General features: G+C 51.3%; 25 protein-coding genes. 14 read left to right on the forward strand and 11 right to left on the reverse strand.

The genetic code is table 11. From position 1 onward, the window contains the following. Positions 1 to 54: 54 nt before the first annotated feature. Entirely contained in the window at positions 55 to 1,026 is a 972-nt protein-coding gene (gene ispB / locus QUF14_RS19945) for an octaprenyl diphosphate synthase (protein ID WP_001047331.1), read from the forward strand. A gap of 228 nt (positions 1,027 to 1,254) precedes the next feature. Continuing rightward, the gene (gene sfsB / locus QUF14_RS19950; RefSeq protein ID WP_000445413.1) at positions 1,255 to 1,533 is read left to right on the forward strand and encodes a DNA-binding transcriptional regulator SfsB; all 279 of its coding nucleotides are present in this window, start codon (positions 1,255 to 1,257) and stop codon (positions 1,531 to 1,533) included. Positions 1,534 to 1,580: 47 nt separating this feature from the next. On the opposite strand, the gene murA is transcribed toward sfsB, so the two are convergent. From murA to mlaF, 7 genes are all read right to left on the reverse strand, one after another. Beyond that, positions 1,581 to 2,840 (reverse strand): UDP-N-acetylglucosamine 1-carboxyvinyltransferase, encoded by a 1,260-nt coding sequence (murA, locus tag QUF14_RS19955; RefSeq protein ID WP_000357278.1) that lies wholly within the window; start codon positions 2,838 to 2,840, stop codon positions 1,581 to 1,583. Positions 2,841 to 2,894: 54 nt separating this feature from the next. Further along, entirely contained in the window at positions 2,895 to 3,149 is a 255-nt protein-coding gene (ibaG, locus tag QUF14_RS19960; RefSeq protein ID WP_000429656.1) for a BolA family iron metabolism protein IbaG, read from the reverse strand. Positions 3,150 to 3,308: 159 nt separating this feature from the next. Further along, positions 3,309 to 3,602 (reverse strand): lipid asymmetry maintenance protein MlaB, encoded by a 294-nt coding sequence (gene mlaB, locus QUF14_RS19965; RefSeq protein ID WP_000004488.1) that lies wholly within the window; start codon positions 3,600 to 3,602, stop codon positions 3,309 to 3,311. Further along, entirely contained in the window at positions 3,602 to 4,237 is a 636-nt protein-coding gene (mlaC, locus tag QUF14_RS19970; protein WP_000476484.1) for a phospholipid-binding protein MlaC, read from the reverse strand. Before mlaC ends, mlaB begins: the two co-directional genes overlap by 1 nt. Positions 4,238 to 4,255: 18 nt before the next feature. After that, positions 4,256 to 4,807 (reverse strand): outer membrane lipid asymmetry maintenance protein MlaD, encoded by a 552-nt coding sequence (gene mlaD / locus QUF14_RS19975; RefSeq protein WP_024212126.1) that lies wholly within the window; start codon positions 4,805 to 4,807, stop codon positions 4,256 to 4,258. A 4-nt stretch (positions 4,808 to 4,811) separates the two neighbouring features. After that, complete coding sequence (mlaE, locus tag QUF14_RS19980; RefSeq protein WP_000925795.1) at positions 4,812 to 5,594, reverse strand: lipid asymmetry maintenance ABC transporter permease subunit MlaE; 783 nt, start codon at positions 5,592 to 5,594, stop codon at positions 4,812 to 4,814. A gap of 7 nt (positions 5,595 to 5,601) precedes the next feature. Then, positions 5,602 to 6,411, reverse strand: a complete 810-nt coding sequence (gene mlaF, locus QUF14_RS19985) for a phospholipid ABC transporter ATP-binding protein MlaF (protein WP_000438245.1) — start codon at positions 6,409 to 6,411, stop codon at positions 5,602 to 5,604. 209 nt (positions 6,412 to 6,620) lie between these two features. On the opposite strand from mlaF, the gene QUF14_RS19990 reads away from it, so the two are divergent. The 12 genes from QUF14_RS19990 (at position 6,621) to yrbL (ending at position 15,429) form a co-directional block, all read left to right on the forward strand. After that, a complete protein-coding gene (locus tag QUF14_RS19990; protein WP_000922853.1) occupies positions 6,621 to 7,598 on the forward strand; it encodes a calcium/sodium antiporter in 978 nt (325 codons plus the stop codon). A gap of 13 nt (positions 7,599 to 7,611) precedes the next feature. Beyond that, entirely contained in the window at positions 7,612 to 8,598 is a 987-nt protein-coding gene (gene kdsD, locus QUF14_RS19995) for an arabinose-5-phosphate isomerase KdsD (RefSeq protein ID WP_001352909.1), read from the forward strand. 20 nt (positions 8,599 to 8,618) lie between these two features. Next, complete coding sequence (gene kdsC, locus QUF14_RS20000; RefSeq protein WP_000030014.1) at positions 8,619 to 9,185, forward strand: 3-deoxy-manno-octulosonate-8-phosphatase KdsC; 567 nt, start codon at positions 8,619 to 8,621, stop codon at positions 9,183 to 9,185. Then, positions 9,182 to 9,757, forward strand: a complete 576-nt coding sequence (lptC, locus tag QUF14_RS20005) for an LPS export ABC transporter periplasmic protein LptC (protein ID WP_000030537.1) — start codon at positions 9,182 to 9,184, stop codon at positions 9,755 to 9,757. Before kdsC ends, lptC begins: the two co-directional genes overlap by 4 nt. Then, positions 9,726 to 10,283, forward strand: coding sequence for a lipopolysaccharide ABC transporter substrate-binding protein LptA (gene lptA, locus QUF14_RS20010; RefSeq protein WP_000669785.1), 558 nt, complete (start codon positions 9,726 to 9,728; stop codon positions 10,281 to 10,283). Before lptC ends, lptA begins: the two co-directional genes overlap by 32 nt. A gap of 6 nt (positions 10,284 to 10,289) precedes the next feature. Then, positions 10,290 to 11,015, forward strand: coding sequence for an LPS export ABC transporter ATP-binding protein (gene lptB / locus QUF14_RS20015; RefSeq protein ID WP_000224099.1), 726 nt, complete (start codon positions 10,290 to 10,292; stop codon positions 11,013 to 11,015). Positions 11,016 to 11,062: 47 nt separating this feature from the next. Continuing rightward, on the forward strand, positions 11,063 to 12,496 hold the full coding sequence (gene rpoN / locus QUF14_RS20020; RefSeq protein ID WP_000809051.1) for an RNA polymerase factor sigma-54: 1,434 nt from the start codon (positions 11,063 to 11,065) through the stop codon (positions 12,494 to 12,496). Between the two features lie 22 nt (positions 12,497 to 12,518). Next, positions 12,519 to 12,806, forward strand: a complete 288-nt coding sequence (gene hpf / locus QUF14_RS20025; RefSeq protein WP_001176599.1) for a ribosome hibernation promoting factor — start codon at positions 12,519 to 12,521, stop codon at positions 12,804 to 12,806. A 117-nt stretch (positions 12,807 to 12,923) separates the two neighbouring features. Then, positions 12,924 to 13,415 carry a PTS IIA-like nitrogen regulatory protein PtsN gene (gene ptsN / locus QUF14_RS20030; RefSeq protein ID WP_000183679.1) on the forward strand — a complete coding sequence of 164 codons (492 nt, stop codon included), beginning with the start codon at positions 12,924 to 12,926 and terminating at the stop codon, positions 13,413 to 13,415. A 45-nt stretch (positions 13,416 to 13,460) separates the two neighbouring features. After that, positions 13,461 to 14,315: an RNase adapter RapZ gene (gene rapZ, locus QUF14_RS20035; protein WP_000243741.1), complete on the forward strand. Its 855-nt coding sequence runs from the start codon at positions 13,461 to 13,463 to the stop codon at positions 14,313 to 14,315. Further along, positions 14,312 to 14,584, forward strand: a complete 273-nt coding sequence (gene npr / locus QUF14_RS20040; RefSeq protein ID WP_000216789.1) for a PTS phosphocarrier protein NPr — start codon at positions 14,312 to 14,314, stop codon at positions 14,582 to 14,584. The genes rapZ and npr overlap by 4 nt, the downstream gene beginning before the upstream one ends. A 212-nt stretch (positions 14,585 to 14,796) precedes the next feature. Further along, positions 14,797 to 15,429 (forward strand): PhoP regulatory network protein YrbL, encoded by a 633-nt coding sequence (gene yrbL, locus QUF14_RS20045; RefSeq protein WP_000620389.1) that lies wholly within the window; start codon positions 14,797 to 14,799, stop codon positions 15,427 to 15,429. On the opposite strand, the gene mtgA is transcribed toward yrbL, so the two are convergent. The 4 genes from mtgA to mnmL all read right to left on the reverse strand — a co-directional run bounded on the left by mtgA (position 15,426) and on the right by mnmL (position 20,395). Then, the gene (gene mtgA, locus QUF14_RS20050) at positions 15,426 to 16,154 is read right to left on the reverse strand and encodes a monofunctional biosynthetic peptidoglycan transglycosylase (RefSeq protein WP_000047104.1); all 729 of its coding nucleotides are present in this window, start codon (positions 16,152 to 16,154) and stop codon (positions 15,426 to 15,428) included. The genes yrbL and mtgA overlap by 4 nt on opposite strands. Continuing rightward, complete coding sequence (gene elbB / locus QUF14_RS20055) at positions 16,151 to 16,804, reverse strand: isoprenoid biosynthesis glyoxalase ElbB (protein WP_001352908.1); 654 nt, start codon at positions 16,802 to 16,804, stop codon at positions 16,151 to 16,153. Before elbB ends, mtgA begins: the two co-directional genes overlap by 4 nt. 229 nt (positions 16,805 to 17,033) lie before the next feature. Continuing rightward, complete coding sequence (gene arcB / locus QUF14_RS20060) at positions 17,034 to 19,370, reverse strand: aerobic respiration two-component sensor histidine kinase ArcB (RefSeq protein ID WP_000809774.1); 2,337 nt, start codon at positions 19,368 to 19,370, stop codon at positions 17,034 to 17,036. Positions 19,371 to 19,465: 95 nt separating this feature from the next. After that, complete coding sequence (gene mnmL, locus QUF14_RS20065; protein ID WP_001354989.1) at positions 19,466 to 20,395, reverse strand: tRNA modification radical SAM protein MnmL/YtqA; 930 nt, start codon at positions 20,393 to 20,395, stop codon at positions 19,466 to 19,468. Between the last annotated feature and the right edge of the window lie 72 nt (positions 20,396 to 20,467).

Consider the following 20,467-nt stretch of genomic DNA (forward strand, 5'->3'; position numbering starts at 1 on the left):
TAAGTTGCCTTTGTTCACAGTAAGGTAATCGGGGCGAAAAGCCCGGCTTTTGCGATGAATTTAGAAAAAATCAATGAGTTAACCGCGCAAGATATGGCGGGTGTTAATGCGGCAATTCTCGAGCAGCTTAATTCCGACGTCCAACTGATCAATCAGTTAGGCTATTACATCGTCAGCGGCGGCGGTAAACGTATTCGTCCGATGATTGCTGTACTGGCTGCACGAGCTGTTGGCTATGAGGGAAATGCGCATGTCACCATTGCAGCCCTGATCGAATTTATCCACACGGCGACTCTGCTACACGACGACGTAGTGGATGAATCAGATATGCGCAGGGGTAAAGCTACCGCCAACGCTGCGTTTGGCAATGCTGCCAGTGTGCTGGTAGGCGATTTTATTTATACCCGCGCGTTCCAGATGATGACCAGCCTCGGTTCGCTCAAAGTGCTGGAAGTGATGTCTGAAGCCGTAAACGTCATCGCAGAAGGTGAAGTTCTGCAACTGATGAACGTTAACGACCCGGACATCACCGAAGAAAACTACATGCGCGTTATCTACAGCAAGACCGCGCGTCTGTTTGAGGCTGCCGCGCAGTGTTCCGGGATTCTGGCAGGTTGTTCGCCGGAGGAGGAGAAAGGCCTGCAAGATTATGGGCGTTATCTCGGCACCGCTTTCCAGTTGATCGACGATTTGCTCGATTACAATGCCGATGGCGAACAGTTGGGTAAAAACGTCGGCGACGATCTGAACGAAGGTAAACCAACGCTGCCGCTGCTGCATGCGATGCATCATGGCACACCTGAACAGGCGCAGATGATCCGTACCGCCATCGAACAGGGTAACGGTCGTCATCTTCTGGAACCGGTTTTGGAAGCAATGAACGCTTGTGGCTCTCTTGAATGGACGCGTCAGCGTGCCGAGGAAGAAGCAGACAAAGCCATCGCAGCGTTACAGGTGCTCCCGGACACCCCGTGGCGAGAAGCACTCATCGGCCTCGCGCACATCGCTGTTCAACGCGATCGTTAATCCCCTCCCCCTCATCCCGCGCAGTGCGCGGGATGATTCCAATAAGTTCCATAAAAACACTTATTCAGCGTAATAACGCCTGAAAAACCAGTGTATGTATCTTTATATATTCTGAATATTCACACTCTTTACAGGAACTTTTTAGAGCAATAGGCCATCAGGAGTATAGTGATGCTCGACAGAAGAAGTGTTCTGAATGAAAGCGACTAACTTAAGGAGTGAGGAAAGATGGAAAGTAATTTCATTGACTGGCATCCCGCTGACATCATTGCGGGTTTACGCAAGAAAGGAACGTCAATGGCGGCGGAATCTCGTAGAAATGGTTTGAGTTCCTCAACGCTGGCGAACGCATTATCGCGCCCATGGCCGAAAGGAGAGATGATTATTGCGAAAGCCCTGGGAACTGACCCCTGGGTTATCTGGCCATCACGCTACCATGATCCGCAGACCCATGAGTTTATCGACAGAACGCAGTTGATGCGTAGCTACACTAAACCGAAAAAATGAGTGGTCTGGCGGTAGCCCCGCGAACGGGGCTGCCAGCTCTCGGACGATTACTCGCCTTTCACACGCTCAATATTTGCACCTAAAGCGCGCAGTTTGTCTTCAATACGTTCGTAGCCACGATCGATGTGATAAATACGATCAACCACCGTTGTCCCTTCCGCAATACAACCAGCCAGCACCAGGCTTGCTGAAGCACGTAGATCGGTTGCCATAACCTGTGCGCCAGAAAGTTTTTCCACACCGTGACAAATAACGGTATTACTTTCAATTTCGGCATGCGCGCCCATACGACTCAGCTCTGGTACGTGCATAAAGCGGTTTTCAAAGACCGTTTCGGTGATGAATCCGGTGCCTTCTGCCACCAGGTTCAGCAGTGTGAACTGGGCCTGCATATCGGTCGGGAATGCCGGATGCGGCGCGGTACGTACGTTAACAGCTTTCGGCCGTTTGCCATGCATATCCAGGCTAATCCAGTCTTCGCCGACTTCAATGTCCGCTCCAGCGTCACGCAATTTCGCCAGCACAGCGTCAAGAGTATCTGGCTGTGCGTTACGGCAGATAATTTTGCCGCGAGAGATCGCCGCCGCCACAAGGAATGTACCGGTTTCGATACGATCCGGCAGCACGCGATAGACACCGCCACCTAAACGTTCCACACCTTCGATGATGATACGATCGGTGCCCTGACCGCTAATTTTCGCACCCAGCGTAATCAGGAAGTTCGCGGTATCGACGATTTCCGGTTCACGCGCTGCGTTTTCAATAATCGTGGTGCCTTCCGCCAGGGTTGCAGCACACATGATGGTCACCGTTGCGCCAACGCTGACTTTATCCATCACGATATGTGCGCCTTTCAGACGACCGTCGACGGAAGCTTTAACGTAACCTTCTTCCAGTTTGATGGTCGCGCCTAATTGTTCGAGGCCAGAAATGTGTAGATCAACCGGACGCGCACCGATCGTACAACCGCCAGGCAGTGAAACTTGCCCCTGCCCAAAGCGCGCTACCAGCGGCCCCAGTGCCCAGATAGAGGCACGCATGGTTTTAACCAGATCGTAAGGTGCGCAGAATACATTAACCTCGCGGGCATCAATATGCACAGAACCATTACGCTCTACTTTCGCACCCAGCTGGCTTAGCAGCTTCATTGATGTATCAACGTCTTTCAGTTTCGGGACGTTCTGGATCTCTACCGGTTCTTCCGCCAGTAGTGCGGCAAAAAGAATAGGCAGAGCAGCATTTTTAGCGCCGGAAATTGTGACTTCGCCCTGGAGCTTCGTTGGCCCCTGAACACGAAATTTATCCATTTAGTTTGTTCTCAGTTAACAATTCATATCCGCTACCGGCGAATCGCCCATAGCTCAAAAGCCGTTCAGTTTGCGATCGCGCGCCCACTCCGCAGGGGTATACGCTTTGATCGACACAGCATGAATGCGGTTATCCGCAATATATTCCATCAGCGGGCCATAGACCGTCTGCTGTTTTTTAACCCGACTCATGCCGTCAAACAACTCACCCACGGCAATAACCTGAAAGTGGCTGCCATCGCCGGAAACGTGGACTTCCTGGAGGGAGAGAGCGTTCATCAACACGCTCTGAATTTCATTATTTTCCATGGGATCTTCAATCATCAGTTAATAAACCAGCGAAACATCTTAGAGCAAAGTTGCGCTGGCATAAATAAGCAAAAAGCCTCGCTGATAAATCAGACAAGGCTCAACTTGCAGGCAGGTTTGCCGGACAGGCGGTTAACGCCTTATCCGGCCTGAAAAAATTTAACGAGGCAGAACATCAGCAGGCAAATTATACAATTTCGCCAGGGTATACACTTTGTCGTTTACCCCCTGAAGCGTCACATTGTTGCCCTGCTTTTTCGCCAGATCGATAAGATGGAGCAGCAGCGCCAGTCCACCTGTATCAACGCGGGATACACGGCTAAGATCGATGCAGGTAATCCCCTTCACCGCCTCCTCACGCATTTCCCAAAGCGGTAGCAGAACGTCCTGATCCAGCTCTCCGGATAACGCCAGCGTGTCACCCGTCTGCATCCAGCTCAGTGACTCGCTCATTACTTTTTCTCTTCCAGAGTGATTTTCTGTTGAGAAATCGATTTCAGTTGCGCAGTCAGGCCGTCGATACCTTTGGTACGCAGCAGCGTCCCCCACTCATTTTGTTTGGTGGTGATCATGCTGACACCCTCTGCAATCATGTCGTAAGCCTGCCAGTTGCCCGTCTGGGAGTTTTTACGCCATTGGAAGTCCAGACGCACCGGCGGGCGGCCATTCGGGTCAATAATGGTCACGCGAATAGGCACAATGGTTTTATCACCCAGAGGCTGTTCTGGCGCGATCTGATAAGTCTGACCATGATACATCGCCAATGCCTGACCGTAAGCCTGCTTCAGATACTCACGGAAAGCGGCAAAGTAAGCATCACGCTGGGCGGGAGTCGCACTCTTGTAATACTGGCCCAGAACCAGAGCCCCGGCGTATTTCACCTGAACGTATGGCAGCAGTTCCTGATCAACAATGGTACGCAGATAATCCGGGTTGGCCCGAATTTGCGGTTGCTCATTCTTCAGGCGATCGAACGTTTTCTGCGCCGCCTCGTCCATCAGCTTATACGGATTGGTCTGGTCTGCCGCGGTTGCCGCACTCAGCGGTGCAATCACCAGCAAAGCGACCATCATTAAACGTTTAAACATGCGTCGGTTCTCCTGAAATTATTTCGTTGTACCCACAGGTTCAGTGGTTCCATTATTACCTGGCGCAGCAGCTGGCGCATCGCCACTATTCTTATTGTCATCGCCTTTACTACCGTAAAGGAACTGACCAATGAGATCTTCCAGCACCATCGCAGACTTAGTGTCCTGGATTGTATCGCCATCCTTCAGGATAGCAGTCCCCAGTTCCGGGTCTTCAAAACCGACGTTTAATGCCAGATATTGTTCCCCCAGCAGGCCGGAAGTACGGATGCTCAGCGAACTGGTATCAGGAATGTGGTTATAACGTTGTTCAATTTCCAGCGTTACGCGTGGCAGATAGGTTTTCGGGTCCAGCGTAATATCCGCCACCCGGCCCACAACAACGCCACCAATGCTGACCGGAGAGCGCGCTTTCAGGCCGCCAATGTTATCGAACGTCGCATAAAGCGTATAGGTCGGTTCAGTACGTATGGACGTCACGTTCGCCGCCTTCAGGCAAACAAACAGCGCCGCCAGCAGTGCTGCTAATAAAAAGATACCCACCCAAATTTCATTTTTTTTCGTTTGCATGAACTCAATTCCCAAACATCAATGCGGTCAGCACAAAATCCAGCCCCAGAACAGCCAGAGACGAGTGGACAACGGTGCGAGTGGTTGCCCGGCTAATCCCGGCAGACGTCGGGATGGCGTCGTAGCCGTTAAACAACGAAATCCACGTCACCGTGATGGCGAACACCACGCTCTTAATCAGACAGTTGACCAGATCCATACGCCAGTCGACGGCATTTTGCATTGCCGACCAGAAGAACCCGCTATCAATGCCTTTCCAACTGACGCCGACCAGAGATCCGCCCCAGATCCCCACGGCGACGAAGATAACCGTCAACAGTGGTAATGAAATAACCCCAGCCCAGAAACGGGGAGAAATAACCCGACGCAACGGATCCACCGCCATCATCTCCATACTGGAGAGTTGCTCTGTAGCGCGCATCAGGCCGATTTCTGCGGTTAGCGCCGAACCAGCACGCCCGGCAAACAACAACGCGGCAACCACCGGCCCCAGTTCACGCAGTAGCGATAACGCCACCAGCATACCCAGACTGGTTTCCGCACTATAAGTGGTCAGAACCAGATAACCTTGCAGCCCCAACACCATTCCGATGAACACGCCAGAAACCACAATAATCAGCATCGACAGGACGCCGACATTATAGAGCTGGCGCACCAGCAGCGGCGCATGTTTGCGAAATTCCGGTTTGCCGACCAGCGCATTGAATAACATTAACCCGGCCCGCCCGAACGTTCTCAGGGTTTTAATCCCTTTATGTCCGAGCGACGCCAGCGCATTTAACAGCATGAGTGGCTTAACTCCCTGGTAAAAGATCAGCGTGATAATCGCCGGCAGGATAGCGGAACGGAACAGGCCCGTCAGCTATCCCGTCCAGAAACTGACGTACGCGCGGATCAGGATTCGCCTGCAACGCCTGAGCACTGCCATGAGCGACAATTTTTTTGTCCGCCAGGATCCAGGCGTGATCCGCAATACTTAACACTTCCGGCACATCGTGAGAAACCACCACACAAGTCACGCCCAGCGCACTGTTCAGCTCAGAAATCAGCTTCACCAGTACGCCCATGGTGATGGGATCTTGCCCAACAAAGGGTTCATCAAACATGATGAGATCCGGCTCCAGCGCAATTGCTCGCGCCAGCGCTGCACGCCGCGCCATCCCTCCGGAAAGTTCAGAAGGCATCAGTTTAGCCGCTCCGCGCAGCCCCACGGCCTCCAGCTTCATCATCACTGTGCTATGCAATAAAGGTGCGGGAAGTTGGGTATGTTCGCGTAGTGGATAGGCAACGTTGTCAAATACGTTCATATCTGTGAACAACGCCCCGGACTGAAACAACATGCTCATCCGTTTGCGCACTGTATACAGGCGCGAACGAGACATCGCCGGAATATTCTCACCATCGAAAAGGATCTCACCATGATCTGGTGCGATTTGCCCGCCAATCAGACGGAGTAGCGTCGTTTTACCGATGCCCGATGGTCCCATGATCGCCGTGATCTTCCCTCGCGGCACGGTCAGGGAAATATTATCGAAGATGCAGCGATTGCCACGCGTAAAACTGACATCGCGCATATCGACTAAATTCGCCACAGACTGCTCCATAATTCACCCTTCGTCTTGCGTTGATTTTCTAAGCATGGCGCTCAATTTAACCTTGAACCCAACATATTTACAGAATATTACCCGCCGTGGTTAGCGAAAGCTGGCATTTGTTTTACTTTTTAGCCGCATAAAGTCAAAATTAAGAATCCGTTACGGCTTTCTGAAAATCTTCAGCGGACCGGCGAGTATACCTGAAGAAAGGACGTTAGATGCTTTTAGCTACGGCACTGTTAATTGTTGGTTTACTTTTGGTCGTTTACAGTGCCGACCGCCTGGTATTTGCCGCGTCCATTCTTTGCCGATCCTTTGGCATCCCGCCGCTGATCATCGGCATGACGGTGGTCAGTATTGGCACATCGTTACCAGAAATCATCGTTTCGCTTGCCGCATCACTGCACGAACAACGCGATTTAGCCGTTGGTGTAGCCCTCGGATCAAACATTATCAATATTTTGCTGATCCTCGGTCTGGCTGCGCTGGTACGTCCTTTTACCGTCCATTCCGATGTTCTGCGCCGCGAATTACCCATAATGTTGTTGGTCAGTGTGGTGGCCGGTTCCGTACTCTATGACGGACAACTTAGTCGCAGCGATGGTATCTTTCTCCTCTTTCTGGCTGTGCTATGGCTGCTGTTCATTGTTAAACTTGCACGTCTGGCTGAACGTCAGGGGACTGACAGCCTGACCAGAGAGCAGCTTGCAGAGCTGCCGCGTGAAGGCGGATTGCCCGTCGCGTTTTTATGGCTCGGCATTGCGCTGATCATCATGCCAGTGGCCACGCGGATGGTGGTTGATAACGCCACGGTGCTGGCGAATTACTTTGCCATCAGCGAGTTGACGATGGGTCTGACGGCAATCGCTATCGGAACCAGTCTGCCAGAGCTGGCAACCGCAATCGCGGGGGTTCGCAAAGGTGAAAACGACATTGCTGTCGGGAATATCATTGGCGCAAACATTTTTAATATTGTCATCGTGTTGGGTTTACCCGCGCTGATAACGCCTGGAGAGATTGATCCACTGGCGTACAGCCGTGACTACAGCGTGATGTTGTTGGTGAGCATTATTTTTGCGTTGCTGTGCTGGCGGCGCTCCCCGCAACCGGGCCGTGGTGTAGGGGTATTATTAACTGGCGGATTTATCGTATGGCTGGCGATGTTGTACTGGTTATCGCCAATACTCGTTGAATAACTGGAAACGCATTATGTCGCACGTAGAGTTACAACCGGGTTTTGACTTTCAGCAAGCAGGTAAAGAAGTCCTGGCGATTGAACGTGACTGCCTGGCGGAGCTTGATCAATACATCAATCAGAATTTCACGCTTGCCTGTGAAAAGATGTTCTGGTGTAAAGGGAAAGTTGTCGTCATGGGGATGGGGAAATCGGGGCATATTGGGCGCAAAATGGCGGCAACGTTTGCCAGCACCGGTACACCTTCATTTTTCGTCCATCCTGGTGAAGCTGCTCATGGTGATTTGGGTATGGTCACCCCGCAGGACGTGGTGATTGCTATCTCTAACTCCGGTGAATCCAGCGAAATCACGGCCTTAATTCCAGTGCTTAAGCGTCTTCACGTGCCGTTAATCTGCATCACCGGTCGCCCGGAGAGCAGCATGGCGCGCGCCGCAGATGTGCATCTGTGTGTTAAAGTAGCGAAAGAAGCCTGTCCGTTAGGGCTGGCACCGACCAGCAGCACGACCGCCACGCTGGTTATGGGCGATGCCCTCGCTGTCGCGCTGTTAAAAGCACGCGGCTTTACTGCTGAAGATTTTGCGCTCTCACACCCCGGCGGCGCACTGGGTCGTAAACTTCTGCTGCGCGTAAACGATATTATGCATACGGGCGATGAGATCCCGCATGTTAAGAAAACGGCCAGTCTGCGTGACGCATTGCTGGAAGTTACCCGCAAAAATCTTGGTATGACGGTCATTTGCGATGACAATATGATGATTGAAGGCATCTTTACCGACGGTGATTTACGCCGTGTCTTCGATATGGGTGTGGATGTTCGTCAGTTAAGTATTGCCGATGTGATGACGCCGGGGGGAATACGTGTACGCCCTGGCATTCTGGCCGTTGAGGCACTGAACTTAATGCAGTCCCGCCATATCACCTCCGTGATGGTTGCCGATGGCGACCATTTACTCGGTGTGTTACATATGCATGATTTACTGCGTGCAGGCGTAGTGTAAAGATTCAAGGATAAACAACAATGAGCAAAGCAGGTGCGTCGCTTGCGACCTGTTACGGCCCTGTCAGCGCCGACGTTATGGCAAAAGCAGAGAACATTCGTCTGCTGATCCTCGATGTCGATGGCGTACTGTCAGATGGCCTGATTTATATGGGCAATAATGGCGAAGAGCTGAAAGCGTTCAACGTTCGTGACGGTTATGGCATTCGTTGTGCGCTCACCTCTGATATTGAAGTCGCTATCATTACCGGGCGAAAGGCTAAACTGGTAGAAGATCGTTGTGCCACATTGGGGATCACTCACTTGTATCAGGGGCAGTCAAACAAACTGATCGCCTTTAGCGATCTGCTGGAAAAACTGGCAATTGCCCCGGAAAATGTGGCTTATGTCGGCGATGATCTCATTGACTGGCCGGTAATGGAAAAAGTGGGTTTAAGCATCGCCGTGGCCGATGCGCATCCACTGTTGCTCCCGCGCGCCGATTACGTAACGCGCATTGCTGGCGGTCGTGGCGCAGTGCGAGAAGTTTGCGACTTATTACTCCTGGCGCAGGGCAAACTGGATGAAGCCAAAGGGCAATCGATATGAGTAAAGCCAGACGTTGGGTTATCATTGTGCTATCACTGGCGGTTCTGGTGATGATCGGCATTAATATGGCCGAAAAAGACGATACCGCCCAGGTGGTCGTCAACAACAATGATCCCACCTATAAAAGCGAGCATACGGACACGCTCGTCTATAACCCAGAAGGGGCACTAAGCTATCGATTGATTGCTCAACACGTTGAATATTATTCCGATCAGGCCGTTTCGTGGTTTACGCAGCCGGTACTTACCACGTTTGATAAGGATAAAATCCCGACATGGTCCGTAAAAGCAGATAAAGCCAAGCTGACCAATGACCGGATGCTCTATTTATATGGACACGTTGAAGTCAACGCACTCGTGCCGGACTCTCAACTTCGCAGAATCACGACGGATAACGCGCAGATCAATCTGGTGACGCAGGATGTTACCTCTGAAGACCTTGTCACGTTATACGGAACAACATTTAACTCCAGCGGTCTGAAAATGCGCGGCAACTTACGCAGCAAGAACGCCGAGCTGATTGAAAAGGTTAGAACATCCTATGAAATTCAAAACAAACAAACTCAGCCTTAATCTTGTGCTTGCCAGCTCACTTCTGGCCGCCAGCATTCCGGCATTTGCCGTAACCGGAGACACTGATCAGCCGATCCACATTGAATCGGACCAGCAATCTCTTGATATGCAAGGCAACGTGGTTACCTTTACCGGTAATGTCATCGTCACCCAGGGCACCATCAAAATTAATGCCGACAAAGTGGTCGTTACCCGTCCGGGCGGCGAACAAGGTAAAGAAGTGATTGACGGCTACGGTAAACCGGCAACGTTCTACCAGATGCAGGACAACGGTAAACCCGTTGAAGGTCACGCTTCCCAGATGCACTACGAACTGGCAAAAGATTTTGTCGTTCTGACGGGTAATGCTTATCTGCAGCAGGTCGATAGCAACATTAAGGGTGATAAGATCACTTACCTGGTGAAAGAGCAGAAAATGCAGGCGTTCAGCGACAAAGGCAAGCGCGTAACCACCGTTCTGGTGCCGTCGCAGCTGCAGGACAAAAACAACAAAGGCCAGACCCCGGCACAGAAGAAGGGTAATTAATTCGTTATGGCAACATTAACTGCAAAGAACCTTGCAAAAGCCTATAAAGGCCGCCGCGTGGTAGAAGACGTCAGCCTGACCGTCAACTCCGGGGAAATTGTCGGTCTGCTGGGGCCAAACGGTGCCGGTAAGACCACCACTTTCTACATGGTTGTTGGCATTGTGCCGCGCGATGCGGGCAATATCATTATTGATGATGACGATATCAGTCTGCTGCCTCTGCATGCGCGCGCGCGCCGCGGTATCGGCTATCTGCCGCAGGAAGCCTCCATTTTTCGTCGCCTCAGCGTTTACGATAACCTGATGGCGGTACTGCAAATTCGTGACGACTTGTCTGCTGAACAACGTGAAGACCGCGCGAACGAGCTGATGGAAGAGTTTCACATCGAACACCTGCGTGACAGCATGGGGCAGTCACTCTCCGGGGGTGAACGTCGCCGTGTAGAAATTGCCCGTGCACTGGCTGCGAATCCGAAATTTATTCTGCTTGATGAACCGTTTGCCGGGGTTGACCCGATCTCGGTTATCGACATCAAACGCATCATTGAGCACTTGCGCGACAGCGGCCTGGGCGTGCTGATCACCGACCATAACGTGCGTGAAACGCTGGCGGTTTGTGAACGCGCTTATATCGTCAGTCAGGGGCATTTGATCGCCCACGGCACGCCTACAGAAATCTTACAAGACGAACATGTTAAGCGTGTATACCTTGGGGAAGACTTCAGACTCTGATAGGGTAGAAGTTTGCGACGTTTTATCAGGAGAGTACGATTCTGAACATGAAGCAAGGTTTGCAACTCAGGCTTAGCCAACAACTGGCGATGACGCCACAGCTCCAACAGGCTATTCGTCTGTTGCAGTTGTCGACGCTGGAACTTCAGCAGGAGCTACAGCAGGCGCTGGAGAGTAATCCGCTGCTTGAGCAAATCGACACTCATGAAGAAATCGACACCCGCGAAACGCAAGACAGTGAAACACTGGACACCGCCGACGCGCTCGAACAAAAAGAGATGCCGGAAGAGCTGCCGCTCGATGCCAGTTGGGACACCATTTACACCGCTGGTACACCCTCCGGCACCAGCGGTGACTACATTGACGACGAGCTGCCGGTCTATCAGGGCGAAACAACGCAGACCTTGCAAGATTACCTGATGTGGCAAGTCGAGCTGACACCGTTTTCCGACACTGACCGCGCTATTGCTACCTCTATCGTCGATGCCGTTGATGACACCGGTTATCTGACTGTTCCGCTGGAAGATATTCTCGAAAGTATGGGCGATGAAGAAATCGACATCGATGAAGTTGAAGCCGTCCTGAAGCGGATCCAACGGTTTGATCCGGTCGGCGTAGCGGCGAAAGATCTGCGTGACTGCCTGCTGATCCAACTCTCCCAATTCGACAAAACTACGCCGTGGCTGGAAGAGGCGAGACTGATCATTAGCGATCATCTCGATCTGTTAGCCAATCACGACTTCCGCACCTTAATGCGCGTCACGCGACTGAAAGAAGATGTGCTGAAAGAAGCCGTCAATCTGATCCAGTCGCTCGATCCACGCCCCGGACAGTCGATCCAGACTGGTGAACCGGAGTATGTTATTCCAGATGTACTGGTGCGTAAGCATAACGGTCACTGGACAGTAGAACTCAACAGCGACAGCATTCCGCGTCTGCAAATCAACCAGCACTACGCCTCGATGTGCAATAACGCGCGCAACGACGGTGACAGCCAGTTTATCCGCAGCAATCTGCAGGATGCCAAATGGTTGATCAAGAGTCTGGAAAGCCGTAACGATACGCTACTACGCGTGAGTCGCTGTATCGTTGAACAGCAGCAAGCCTTCTTTGAGCAAGGCGAAGAATATATGAAACCGATGGTACTGGCCGATATCGCCCAGGCTGTCGAAATGCATGAATCGACGATATCTCGCGTGACCACGCAAAAATACCTGCATAGTCCACGAGGCATTTTTGAACTGAAGTATTTCTTTTCCAGTCACGTCAATACCGAGGGCGGCGGCGAAGCTTCCTCAACGGCAATTCGTGCGCTGGTGAAGAAATTAATCGCGGCGGAAAACCCAGCGAAACCGCTAAGCGACAGCAAGTTAACCTCTTTGCTGTCAGAACAAGGTATCATGGTGGCACGCCGCACTGTTGCGAAGTACCGAGAGTCTTTATCCATTCCGCCGTCAAACCAGCGTAAACAGCTCGTTTGACCCAACCGATAAGGAAGACACTATGCAGCTCAACATTACCGGAAATAACGTCGAGATCACCGAGGCACTGCGCGAATTTGTTACTGCTAAATTTGCCAAACTTGAGCAATATTTTGACCGAATCAACCAGGTCTATGTTGTTCTGAAAGTCGAGAAAGTCACCCATACCTCAGATGCAACACTGCATGTAAACGGTGGTGAAATTCATGCCAGCGCGGAAGGTCAGGACATGTACGCTGCCATTGATGGCTTAATTGATAAGCTGGCACGCCAGTTGACCAAACATAAAGATAAACTGAAACAACACTAATTGTCCGGGCAATTAGCATGTGCATGGCGGCCTGTTGTGCGGCACAACGGGCCATTTGTACAGTTAATGCTCCGAACCTGTTCCACCGTTTGAGTGAGCAGGTTCTTAGGTGAAATTATGACAAATAATGATACAACTCTACAGCTTAGCACTGTTCTTAACAGGGAATGTACGCGAAGCCGCGTCCACTGTCAGAGCAAAAAACGCGCCCTGGAAATCATCAGCGAGCTGGCGGCAAAACAACTTAGCCTGCCGCCTCAGGTGGTTTTTGAAGCTATCCTGACGCGGGAAAAAATGGGCAGTACCGGTATCGGCAATGGTATAGCCATTCCGCATGGCAAACTGGAAGAAGATACTCTGCGCGCCGTTGGCGTTTTCGTTCAGCTCGAAACGCCCATAGCTTTCGATGCCATTGACAACCAACCGGTAGATTTACTGTTTGCGTTGCTGGTTCCAGCTGACCAAACCAAAACGCACCTGCATACTCTGTCGCTGGTAGCGAAACGTCTGGCGGATAAAACCATCTGCCGCCGTTTACGCGCAGCCCAGAGCGATGAAGAGCTGTATCAAATCATTACGGATACCGAAGGTACTCCGGATGAAGCGTAGTTATTCGGTAATGTCTCTTTTAGACGTTGTGAGGAGAAACAGTACATGGTACTGATGATCGTCAGCGGACGTTCAGGTTCAGGTAAATCTGTCGCCCTTCGTGCGCTGGAAGATATGGGTTTTTACTGCGTGGATAACCTCCCCGTAGTGTTGTTACCCGATCTGGCTCGAACTCTGGCCGATCGCGAGATTTCTGCCGCCGTCAGCATTGATGTTCGTAATATGCCGGAGTCACCAGAAATATTCGAACAGGCGATGAGTAACCTACCTGACGCTTTCTCACCGCAACTCCTGTTCCTGGATGCCGACCGTAATACCTTAATTCGTCGTTACAGTGACACGCGCCGCCTGCATCCGCTTTCCAGCAAAAACCTGTCGCTGGAAAGTGCTATCGACAAAGAAAGCGATCTACTGGAACCACTGCGTTCGCGAGCGGATCTGATTGTCGATACCTCAGAAATGTCCGTTCACGAGCTGGCAGAAATGTTGCGTACCCGTTTACTGGGTAAACGTGAACGCGAACTGACCATGGTCTTTGAGTCTTTCGGCTTCAAACACGGTATCCCTATCGATGCAGATTACGTCTTTGACGTGCGCTTCTTGCCGAACCCGCACTGGGATCCAAAACTGCGTCCGATGACAGGTCTTGATAAGCCTGTCGCCGCGTTCCTCGACCGCCACACAGAAGTACACAATTTTATTTACCAGACGCGAAGCTATCTTGAGCTATGGTTACCTATGCTGGAAACCAACAACCGTAGCTACCTGACGGTCGCCATTGGTTGTACTGGCGGGAAGCACCGTTCGGTGTATATTGCAGAGCAGTTGGCAGACTACTTCCGTTCACGCGGTAAAAACGTCCAGTCACGCCATCGTACGCTGGAAAAACGTAAACCATGACCGTCAAGCAAACTGTTGAAATCACAAACAAGCTGGGCATGCATGCCCGGCCTGCAATGAAGCTGTTTGAATTAATGCAGGGTTTTGACGCTGATGTGCTGTTACGTAACGATGAAGGCACTGAAGCTGAAGCCAACAGCGTTATTGCGCTGCTGATGCTGGATTCTGCCAAAGGACGGCAGATTGAAGTCGAAGCGACCGGTCCACAGGAAGAGGAAGCACTGGCCGCCGTTATCGCCCTCTTTAACTCTGGTTTTGATGAAGATTAATTTTCATCACTTTGACATACAAATCCCTTCAAGCTCCCCCCGACAATAAAAAAAGCGCGTACTGAAATCGTTATTAATGACGGAAATTGTACATTTTGTGCGCTTTTCACTTTCAGAAGAACCTTAAGAAAACCTTAAGAGGCATTGTTTAGGTTTTGTTTAAGTTATTCGACCATACTGGAGATCGTCAGAAAATATTTCCAGGAGATGGTATGATTCGCTTATCTGAACAAAATCCCCTGGGCACCGGAAGACATCGGAAATGCTATGCGCATCCGGAAGATGCCCAACGCTGTATCAAGATTGTCTACCACCGTGGTGATGGTGGTGATAAAGAGATCCGCCGTGAGTTAAAGTATTACGCGCATCTTGGTCGCCGGTTAAAAGACTGGAGTGGAATACCGCGCTATCACGGTACCGTGGAGACGGATTGCGGAACGGGTTATGTCTACGATGTGATTGCCGATTTCGACGGTAAGCCCTCCGTTACGCTGACCGAATTTGCAGAACAATGTCGTTACGAAGAAGACGTTGCACAGCTGCGCCAGTTACTGAAACAGCTGAAACGTTATTTGCAGGATAACCATATCGTGACGATGTCGTTGAAGCCGCAGAATATCCTCTGTCACCGCATCAGTGAGTCAGAGGTTATCCCCGTCGTCTGCGACAACATTGGTGAAAGCACGTTGATTCCACTGGCGACCTGGTCAAAGTGGTGTTGTCAGCGAAAGCAAGAGCGGTTATGGAAACGGTTTATCGCCCAGCCGGCACTGGCTATTGCCCTACAGAAAGATCTGCAACCACGTGAGAGCAAAACGCTGACCCTCACTTCGCGCGAAGCTTAATTCAGCTGGTGTTGTTGCATAAACGACTCACCGCCTAACTGATACATCTGCCGTAAAATCCACGCCTGACGGCTACGCACATAGCCCGATGGCGCGGAGACTTTGAAACGCAGTGGATTAGGTAATACGGCAGCCAGTAACGCAGCTTCCGACCGGGTAAGTTTGCTCGCGGGTTTGTGGAAATAACGTTGTGCCGCAGCTTCGACGCCAAACACACCGTCGCCAAATTCGGCGATATTCAGGTAAACCGTCAGGATACGCTTTTTGCTCCAGACTGTTTCTATCCCCAGCGTTAATCCGGCTTCCAACCCTTTTCGTACCCAGCTACGTCCATCCCATAAAAAGAGATTTTTGGCTGTTTGCTGAGAAATCGTTGATGCGCCGCGAATACGGTTTTCATTGCGCTCGTTGTGCGCCAGGGCTTGCTCAATGGAAGCGACATCAAAGCCCCAGTGCTCAGGAAACTTCTGATCTTCTGCGGCAATCACCGCCAGTCCCATCCACGGCGAGATTTGATCCATACTGACCCAGTCAGAATGTGCCACGTAACGAAAATTGCCATGCAGCCAGGCGCTGACTTGTCGCTCGGCCATTACCGCTGAGAAAGAAACAGGCGCAACGCTAAACAACGCGATGCCCCCGCCCCAGAAAACGGCGAGGACAACCATTAACCGTAGAAGAAAACGGCGAACGAAACTAAACACCGTTAAGCGGCTTTTACTCATTCAGTCAGAACCAGCACGCGGGAAACCAGCTTATCAATGCCGCTCGCCGCTTCTGCAATGTTCTGCGCAAGCATATATGCCGGGGTGGTGACAATCTTATTGTCTTCATCAACCACGATATCATCGACAGGACACGGCACATGCTCCGCGCCCATCTCTTCCAGCACTTCTGCGGTATCGATATCAGTACCGATGGTCAAACGCAGCGGGAAATCGAAAATTTTCGGCAGCATCGCCGGGGCAATACACATAAAACCAAGCGGTTTTCCGGCCTGATGCATCGCTTGTGCCAGCGCCTTTAATTCACGGTCAACGGTGCATTCGCTACCAAGACTGGCAAAATTGCTTAAATTCTTCGCCGCGCCAAACCCCCCCGGCACAATCAACGCATCCAGTTCAGCGGCATCGGCCTGAGCCAGAGGACGGATTTCACCGCGCGTTATTCGTGCCGCTTCAATCAGCACATTGCGCGTTTCCGTCATCGCTTCGCCAGTTAAATGGTTGATAACATCAACCTGCTGCTTATCCGGTGCAAAGCAGACCGCCTGCGCACCGCTGCGTGAAATAGCTAACAACGTCAACACCGCTTCATGAATTTCAGAACCGTCATAGACGCCGCATCCGCTCAGAATTACGCCAATTTTCTTCATTGTGATCATCCTTTCGCAATTGACTGAAACACATTAATTTTTTTAATAAAAATGCTACGCATCACACATTTAACTGATTCATGTAACAAATCATTTAAGTTTTGCTATCTTAACTGCGTGCGGCCTGAAAAACAGTGCTGTGCCCTTGTAACTCATCATAATAATTTACGGCGCAGCCAAGATTTCCCTGGTGTTGGCGCAGTATTCGCGCACCCCGGTCTAGCCGGGGTCATTTTTTAGTAGCTTTTGCCACCCACGCTTTCAGTACTTCTACGTCGTGACGCCACTCTTCTTTCATCTCTTCAATCCATTCACCGACGTTATCTTCCCAGGCTGGAAGGTCAGGAGACTGAATTTGCTGACCCAGCTGTTGCAGATGGCGTAAACCCACTGAACCCGCCGCGCCTTTAATTTTATGCCCTTCCTCGACGATGCCTTTTTTATCCTGCGCCGTCAGATTCGACTCCAGTACACTCACATAGCCCGGCATCATCTTCTCAAACACTGCTAACCCGTCGGTGATCAGCTTCGGTCCTACAAGTTCGAGATACTGTTCCAGCATGGGAATATCGAGCAATGCTTCTGATTTACTGTTCTCTTCTGTCGTCACCGTACTCTCCTCATCATCCTGGGTATCCCAGAATTTCTTGATCATCGCGGTTAGCGCCGGAACAGAAAGCGGCTTACTCAGCACATCATCCATTCCAGCATTGAGGTACTCTTGTTTGTCTTTCAGCACGTTAGCGGTTAAGGCCACCAGCGGCGGTAAATCCTCGCGCGGATAACGCTTCGTCAGTTCACGAGAGATATCCAGCCCGGTCATATCTGGCAACTGAATATCCAGCAACACCAGGTCGTATTCACCCGGTTTAAACATCTCCAGCGCCGCCTTGCCGGTCATTGCGACATCAACGCTGTTTCCTAATTTTTCCAGCACAGAACGCGCGACAATCACGTTCAGTTCAATGTCCTCCACCAGCAGCACATTCAGCGCCGGTAAAGGCATATCGTCTTCGTCAAACGCATCATCGACCTCTTCAGCCACCGACGGTGCGTGGATCGTCAACGTAAAGGTGGAACCTTTGCCCTGTTCGCTGGTAACCGTAATATCGCCGCCCATATTTTTCGCCAGACGACGAGAAACGGCCAGACCAATACCGGTGCCAGTGGCGGGCTTACCGCCGTGACTGTCTTTCACCTGGTAATACATGGCGAAAATTTTATCCAGCTCATCCTGCGGAATGCCAATGCCGGAATCTTCCACTTCAAAATGCAGCATATCGCCTTCATCGTAGCGCACGCGCACGGTAACCTGGCCCTGCTGGGTAAATTTGACGGCGTTACTGATGAGGTTCCACAGGATCTGCCGTAAACGCGTCCCGTCGGTAATGACCTGATGCGGTAATGGCAGCGTCGGCTCCAGATTAAAGCGCAATCCTTTCTGTTGCGCCTGCAATGCGGAGAGATTTTCCAGATCGGCAAGGAAGCTGGTGAAATCAACCGGCTGATTATCAAGCTGGACCTTGCGCCGTTCCATCTTATCCATGTCGATAATATCGTTGAAGATATTCCCCAGCGTGACGGCAGAAACATGGATGGTTTTGAGATATTTTTCCTGCTCGGCGGTGAGTTCGGTATCCAGCAGAATGCGGCTCAGGCCGACGATACCGTTCAGCGGTGTACGCAATTCGTGACTGATGGTGGAAATAAACGTCGTTTTGTCGCGGCTGGCGCGTTCAAGTGCATCCTGATACCGCTTACGCTCGGTAATGTCGCGACCAAAGCCCATCAAACCGTGACGTTTACCCACGCGGTCGTAGTACGGCACTTTACGGATTTCAAAGCAGGCTTTGCGTCCGTCGGGATAATCCAGCCACTGCTCATAGGTCAGTGACACATTATGACGGAACACTTTTTCATCGGTTTCAATGACTTTCGCAGCGGCTTCCGGTGAGTAAACATCAGCAGGTTTTAAATGAACCAGTTGTTTTTCGCTTTTTCCGGTCAGCAGCTCCATCGCGCGGTTACAGCCGGAAAACTCTTTATCTTCGTTACGATAAAAAACCAGGTCGGGTGAAGCATCAAGGAAGGAACGTAAGAATGAGGATTGCTGCTCGAGCTGAATTTGTGTCTCTTCGCGCTCTTTAATTTCAATTTTCAGTTGGCCGAAGGTTTCCTGCAGTTCTGCTTCCGCTTTTTCACGAACGGCAATTTCCTGATTTAGCTGGGCAATATTATCTTTTAACTGAACGTTGAGGCTCAAATCGCGCTCGCGCATCTCCTCCAGTTTTTGCACCAGCCGTGACAGACGTTGTCGTGACTCCTCCAGTTGCTCGACGACCACCGATAGAAAGTAGACCGCCCACGGCGTAATCAGCAAACCAAAGAAGATAGAACGAATAACATCAATGCTTTCGACCTGACCATGCAGCACCATGGTCACTGCCATTTGTACCACAATGGCAAGAACGACGAGGGCCAGCGCCAGCAACATTGAGAAGCGCACCAGACCTAACTTCATCATCAGGTCAACATAATACTGCGCCAGCAGACGAATTTGCTTCATTAGGGAATTCCTTCACGACAACCTGCCCCAATAATACCCAATTCTGACAGTTACGTTATAAATTGTGTGAGAAATGCGGAATTCCCCTCAATGGCCTACTCCGTTGGAGGTAGCCACGGACGTCCCAGCGCCGATCCCTGTACGCCATGTTCATTCAGATAGCGATCCAGCTCGACCATTCCCGTCCATCGATTTTCGCACCACAGCGGAGCAAGCAGCGTCGGGCGACGGGCGCTGGCGGAAATGCGGTGGTAGATCACTTCCGGTGGCGTATGGCGAATCATTTCTCCGGCAGTGAGCGTGTAATCGTCCAGTTCAATACCGTTCAAACGCCCCGCTTCCCAGGCTTTCGCCATAATGCTGCCTTTTACTATATGTAGCGGATGCAGCTTTATGCCGTCCACGCCGGTTTCAACCACTCGCTCCAGCGTTTGCAAACATTCAGCCTGCCCTTCTCCAGGCAGGCCGACAATTAAGTGAGAACACACCTTCAGCCCGCGCTCACGCGCCAGCTGCGTCGTGCGCTGATAGCAGGCAAAATCATGACCGCGATTGATGCGATGCAGCGTTTTGTCGTGGGCGGTTTGTAGCCCCAGCTCCAGCCACACTTCGTAGCCCTGGTCTTTATATTCGCAAAGCAGATCCAGCACCGCATCCGGCACGCAGTCCGGGCGGGTACCAACACACAAACCGACAATATTGGCCTGGCTCACCGCCTGCTGATACATAGAACGCAGCACCTGAACTTCGGCAAAGGTGCTGGTATACGCCTGAAAGTAGGCCAGATAGCGTTTAGCGCGGTTAACTAAATTCGCCTGGTGCGCCAGTTGCTCGGCAATGGAATGATGCTGCTGCGCTTCATCGGCAAACGAGGCAACATTACAGAATGTGCAGCCACCACGCCCGATGGTACCGTCACGGTTAGGGCAGCTAAAACCGCCGTGCAGCGTCAGCTTATGCACCTTTTGCCCATAACGACGGGTGAGATCACCACCAAACATATTGACTAATTTCTGTAACTGCATAATCTGATAGACCGCGCCTTGAAAAGAGGCCAAAGCCTGCCATTTTTAGCTCAATTCGGCGATGACCTGGAT

This window comes from Escherichia sp. HH091_1A, assembly GCF_030295175.1.
Taxonomy (GTDB): Bacteria; Pseudomonadota; Gammaproteobacteria; order Enterobacterales; family Enterobacteriaceae; genus Escherichia; species Escherichia coli_F.

What these genes read in the sequence shown, in the direction of transcription:
- lptB (WP_000224099.1), top strand. Translation starts at nt 10,290, where the DNA reads ATGGCAACATTAACTGCAAAGAACCTTGCAAAAGCCTATAAAGGCCGC.
- ibaG (WP_000429656.1), bottom strand. Translation starts at nt 3,149, where the DNA reads ATGGAAAATAATGAAATTCAGAGCGTGTTGATGAACGCTCTCTCCCTC.
- QUF14_RS19990 (WP_000922853.1), top strand. Translation starts at nt 6,621, where the DNA reads ATGCTTTTAGCTACGGCACTGTTAATTGTTGGTTTACTTTTGGTCGTT.
- npr (WP_000216789.1), top strand. Translation starts at nt 14,312, where the DNA reads ATGACCGTCAAGCAAACTGTTGAAATCACAAACAAGCTGGGCATGCAT.
- mlaE (WP_000925795.1), bottom strand. Translation starts at nt 5,594, where the DNA reads ATGCTGTTAAATGCGCTGGCGTCGCTCGGACATAAAGGGATTAAAACC.
- lptC (WP_000030537.1), top strand. Translation starts at nt 9,182, where the DNA reads ATGAGTAAAGCCAGACGTTGGGTTATCATTGTGCTATCACTGGCGGTT.
- mlaC (WP_000476484.1), bottom strand. Translation starts at nt 4,237, where the DNA reads ATGTTTAAACGTTTAATGATGGTCGCTTTGCTGGTGATTGCACCGCTG.
- lptA (WP_000669785.1), top strand. Translation starts at nt 9,726, where the DNA reads ATGAAATTCAAAACAAACAAACTCAGCCTTAATCTTGTGCTTGCCAGC.
- ptsN (WP_000183679.1), top strand. Translation starts at nt 12,924, where the DNA reads ATGACAAATAATGATACAACTCTACAGCTTAGCACTGTTCTTAACAGG.
- elbB (WP_001352908.1), bottom strand. Translation starts at nt 16,804, where the DNA reads ATGAAGAAAATTGGCGTAATTCTGAGCGGATGCGGCGTCTATGACGGT.
- ispB (WP_001047331.1), top strand. Translation starts at nt 55, where the DNA reads ATGAATTTAGAAAAAATCAATGAGTTAACCGCGCAAGATATGGCGGGT.
- rapZ (WP_000243741.1), top strand. Translation starts at nt 13,461, where the DNA reads ATGGTACTGATGATCGTCAGCGGACGTTCAGGTTCAGGTAAATCTGTC.
- kdsD (WP_001352909.1), top strand. Translation starts at nt 7,612, where the DNA reads ATGTCGCACGTAGAGTTACAACCGGGTTTTGACTTTCAGCAAGCAGGT.
- mtgA (WP_000047104.1), bottom strand. Translation starts at nt 16,154, where the DNA reads ATGAGTAAAAGCCGCTTAACGGTGTTTAGTTTCGTTCGCCGTTTTCTT.
- mlaD (WP_024212126.1), bottom strand. Translation starts at nt 4,807, where the DNA reads ATGCAAACGAAAAAAAATGAAATTTGGGTGGGTATCTTTTTATTAGCA.
- murA (WP_000357278.1), bottom strand. Translation starts at nt 2,840, where the DNA reads ATGGATAAATTTCGTGTTCAGGGGCCAACGAAGCTCCAGGGCGAAGTC.
- yrbL (WP_000620389.1), top strand. Translation starts at nt 14,797, where the DNA reads ATGATTCGCTTATCTGAACAAAATCCCCTGGGCACCGGAAGACATCGG.
- hpf (WP_001176599.1), top strand. Translation starts at nt 12,519, where the DNA reads ATGCAGCTCAACATTACCGGAAATAACGTCGAGATCACCGAGGCACTG.
- mlaF (WP_000438245.1), bottom strand. Translation starts at nt 6,411, where the DNA reads ATGGAGCAGTCTGTGGCGAATTTAGTCGATATGCGCGATGTCAGTTTT.
- mlaB (WP_000004488.1), bottom strand. Translation starts at nt 3,602, where the DNA reads ATGAGCGAGTCACTGAGCTGGATGCAGACGGGTGACACGCTGGCGTTA.
- arcB (WP_000809774.1), bottom strand. Translation starts at nt 19,370, where the DNA reads ATGAAGCAAATTCGTCTGCTGGCGCAGTATTATGTTGACCTGATGATG.
- kdsC (WP_000030014.1), top strand. Translation starts at nt 8,619, where the DNA reads ATGAGCAAAGCAGGTGCGTCGCTTGCGACCTGTTACGGCCCTGTCAGC.
- mnmL (WP_001354989.1), bottom strand. Translation starts at nt 20,395, where the DNA reads ATGCAGTTACAGAAATTAGTCAATATGTTTGGTGGTGATCTCACCCGT.
- sfsB (WP_000445413.1), top strand. Translation starts at nt 1,255, where the DNA reads ATGGAAAGTAATTTCATTGACTGGCATCCCGCTGACATCATTGCGGGT.
- rpoN (WP_000809051.1), top strand. Translation starts at nt 11,063, where the DNA reads ATGAAGCAAGGTTTGCAACTCAGGCTTAGCCAACAACTGGCGATGACG.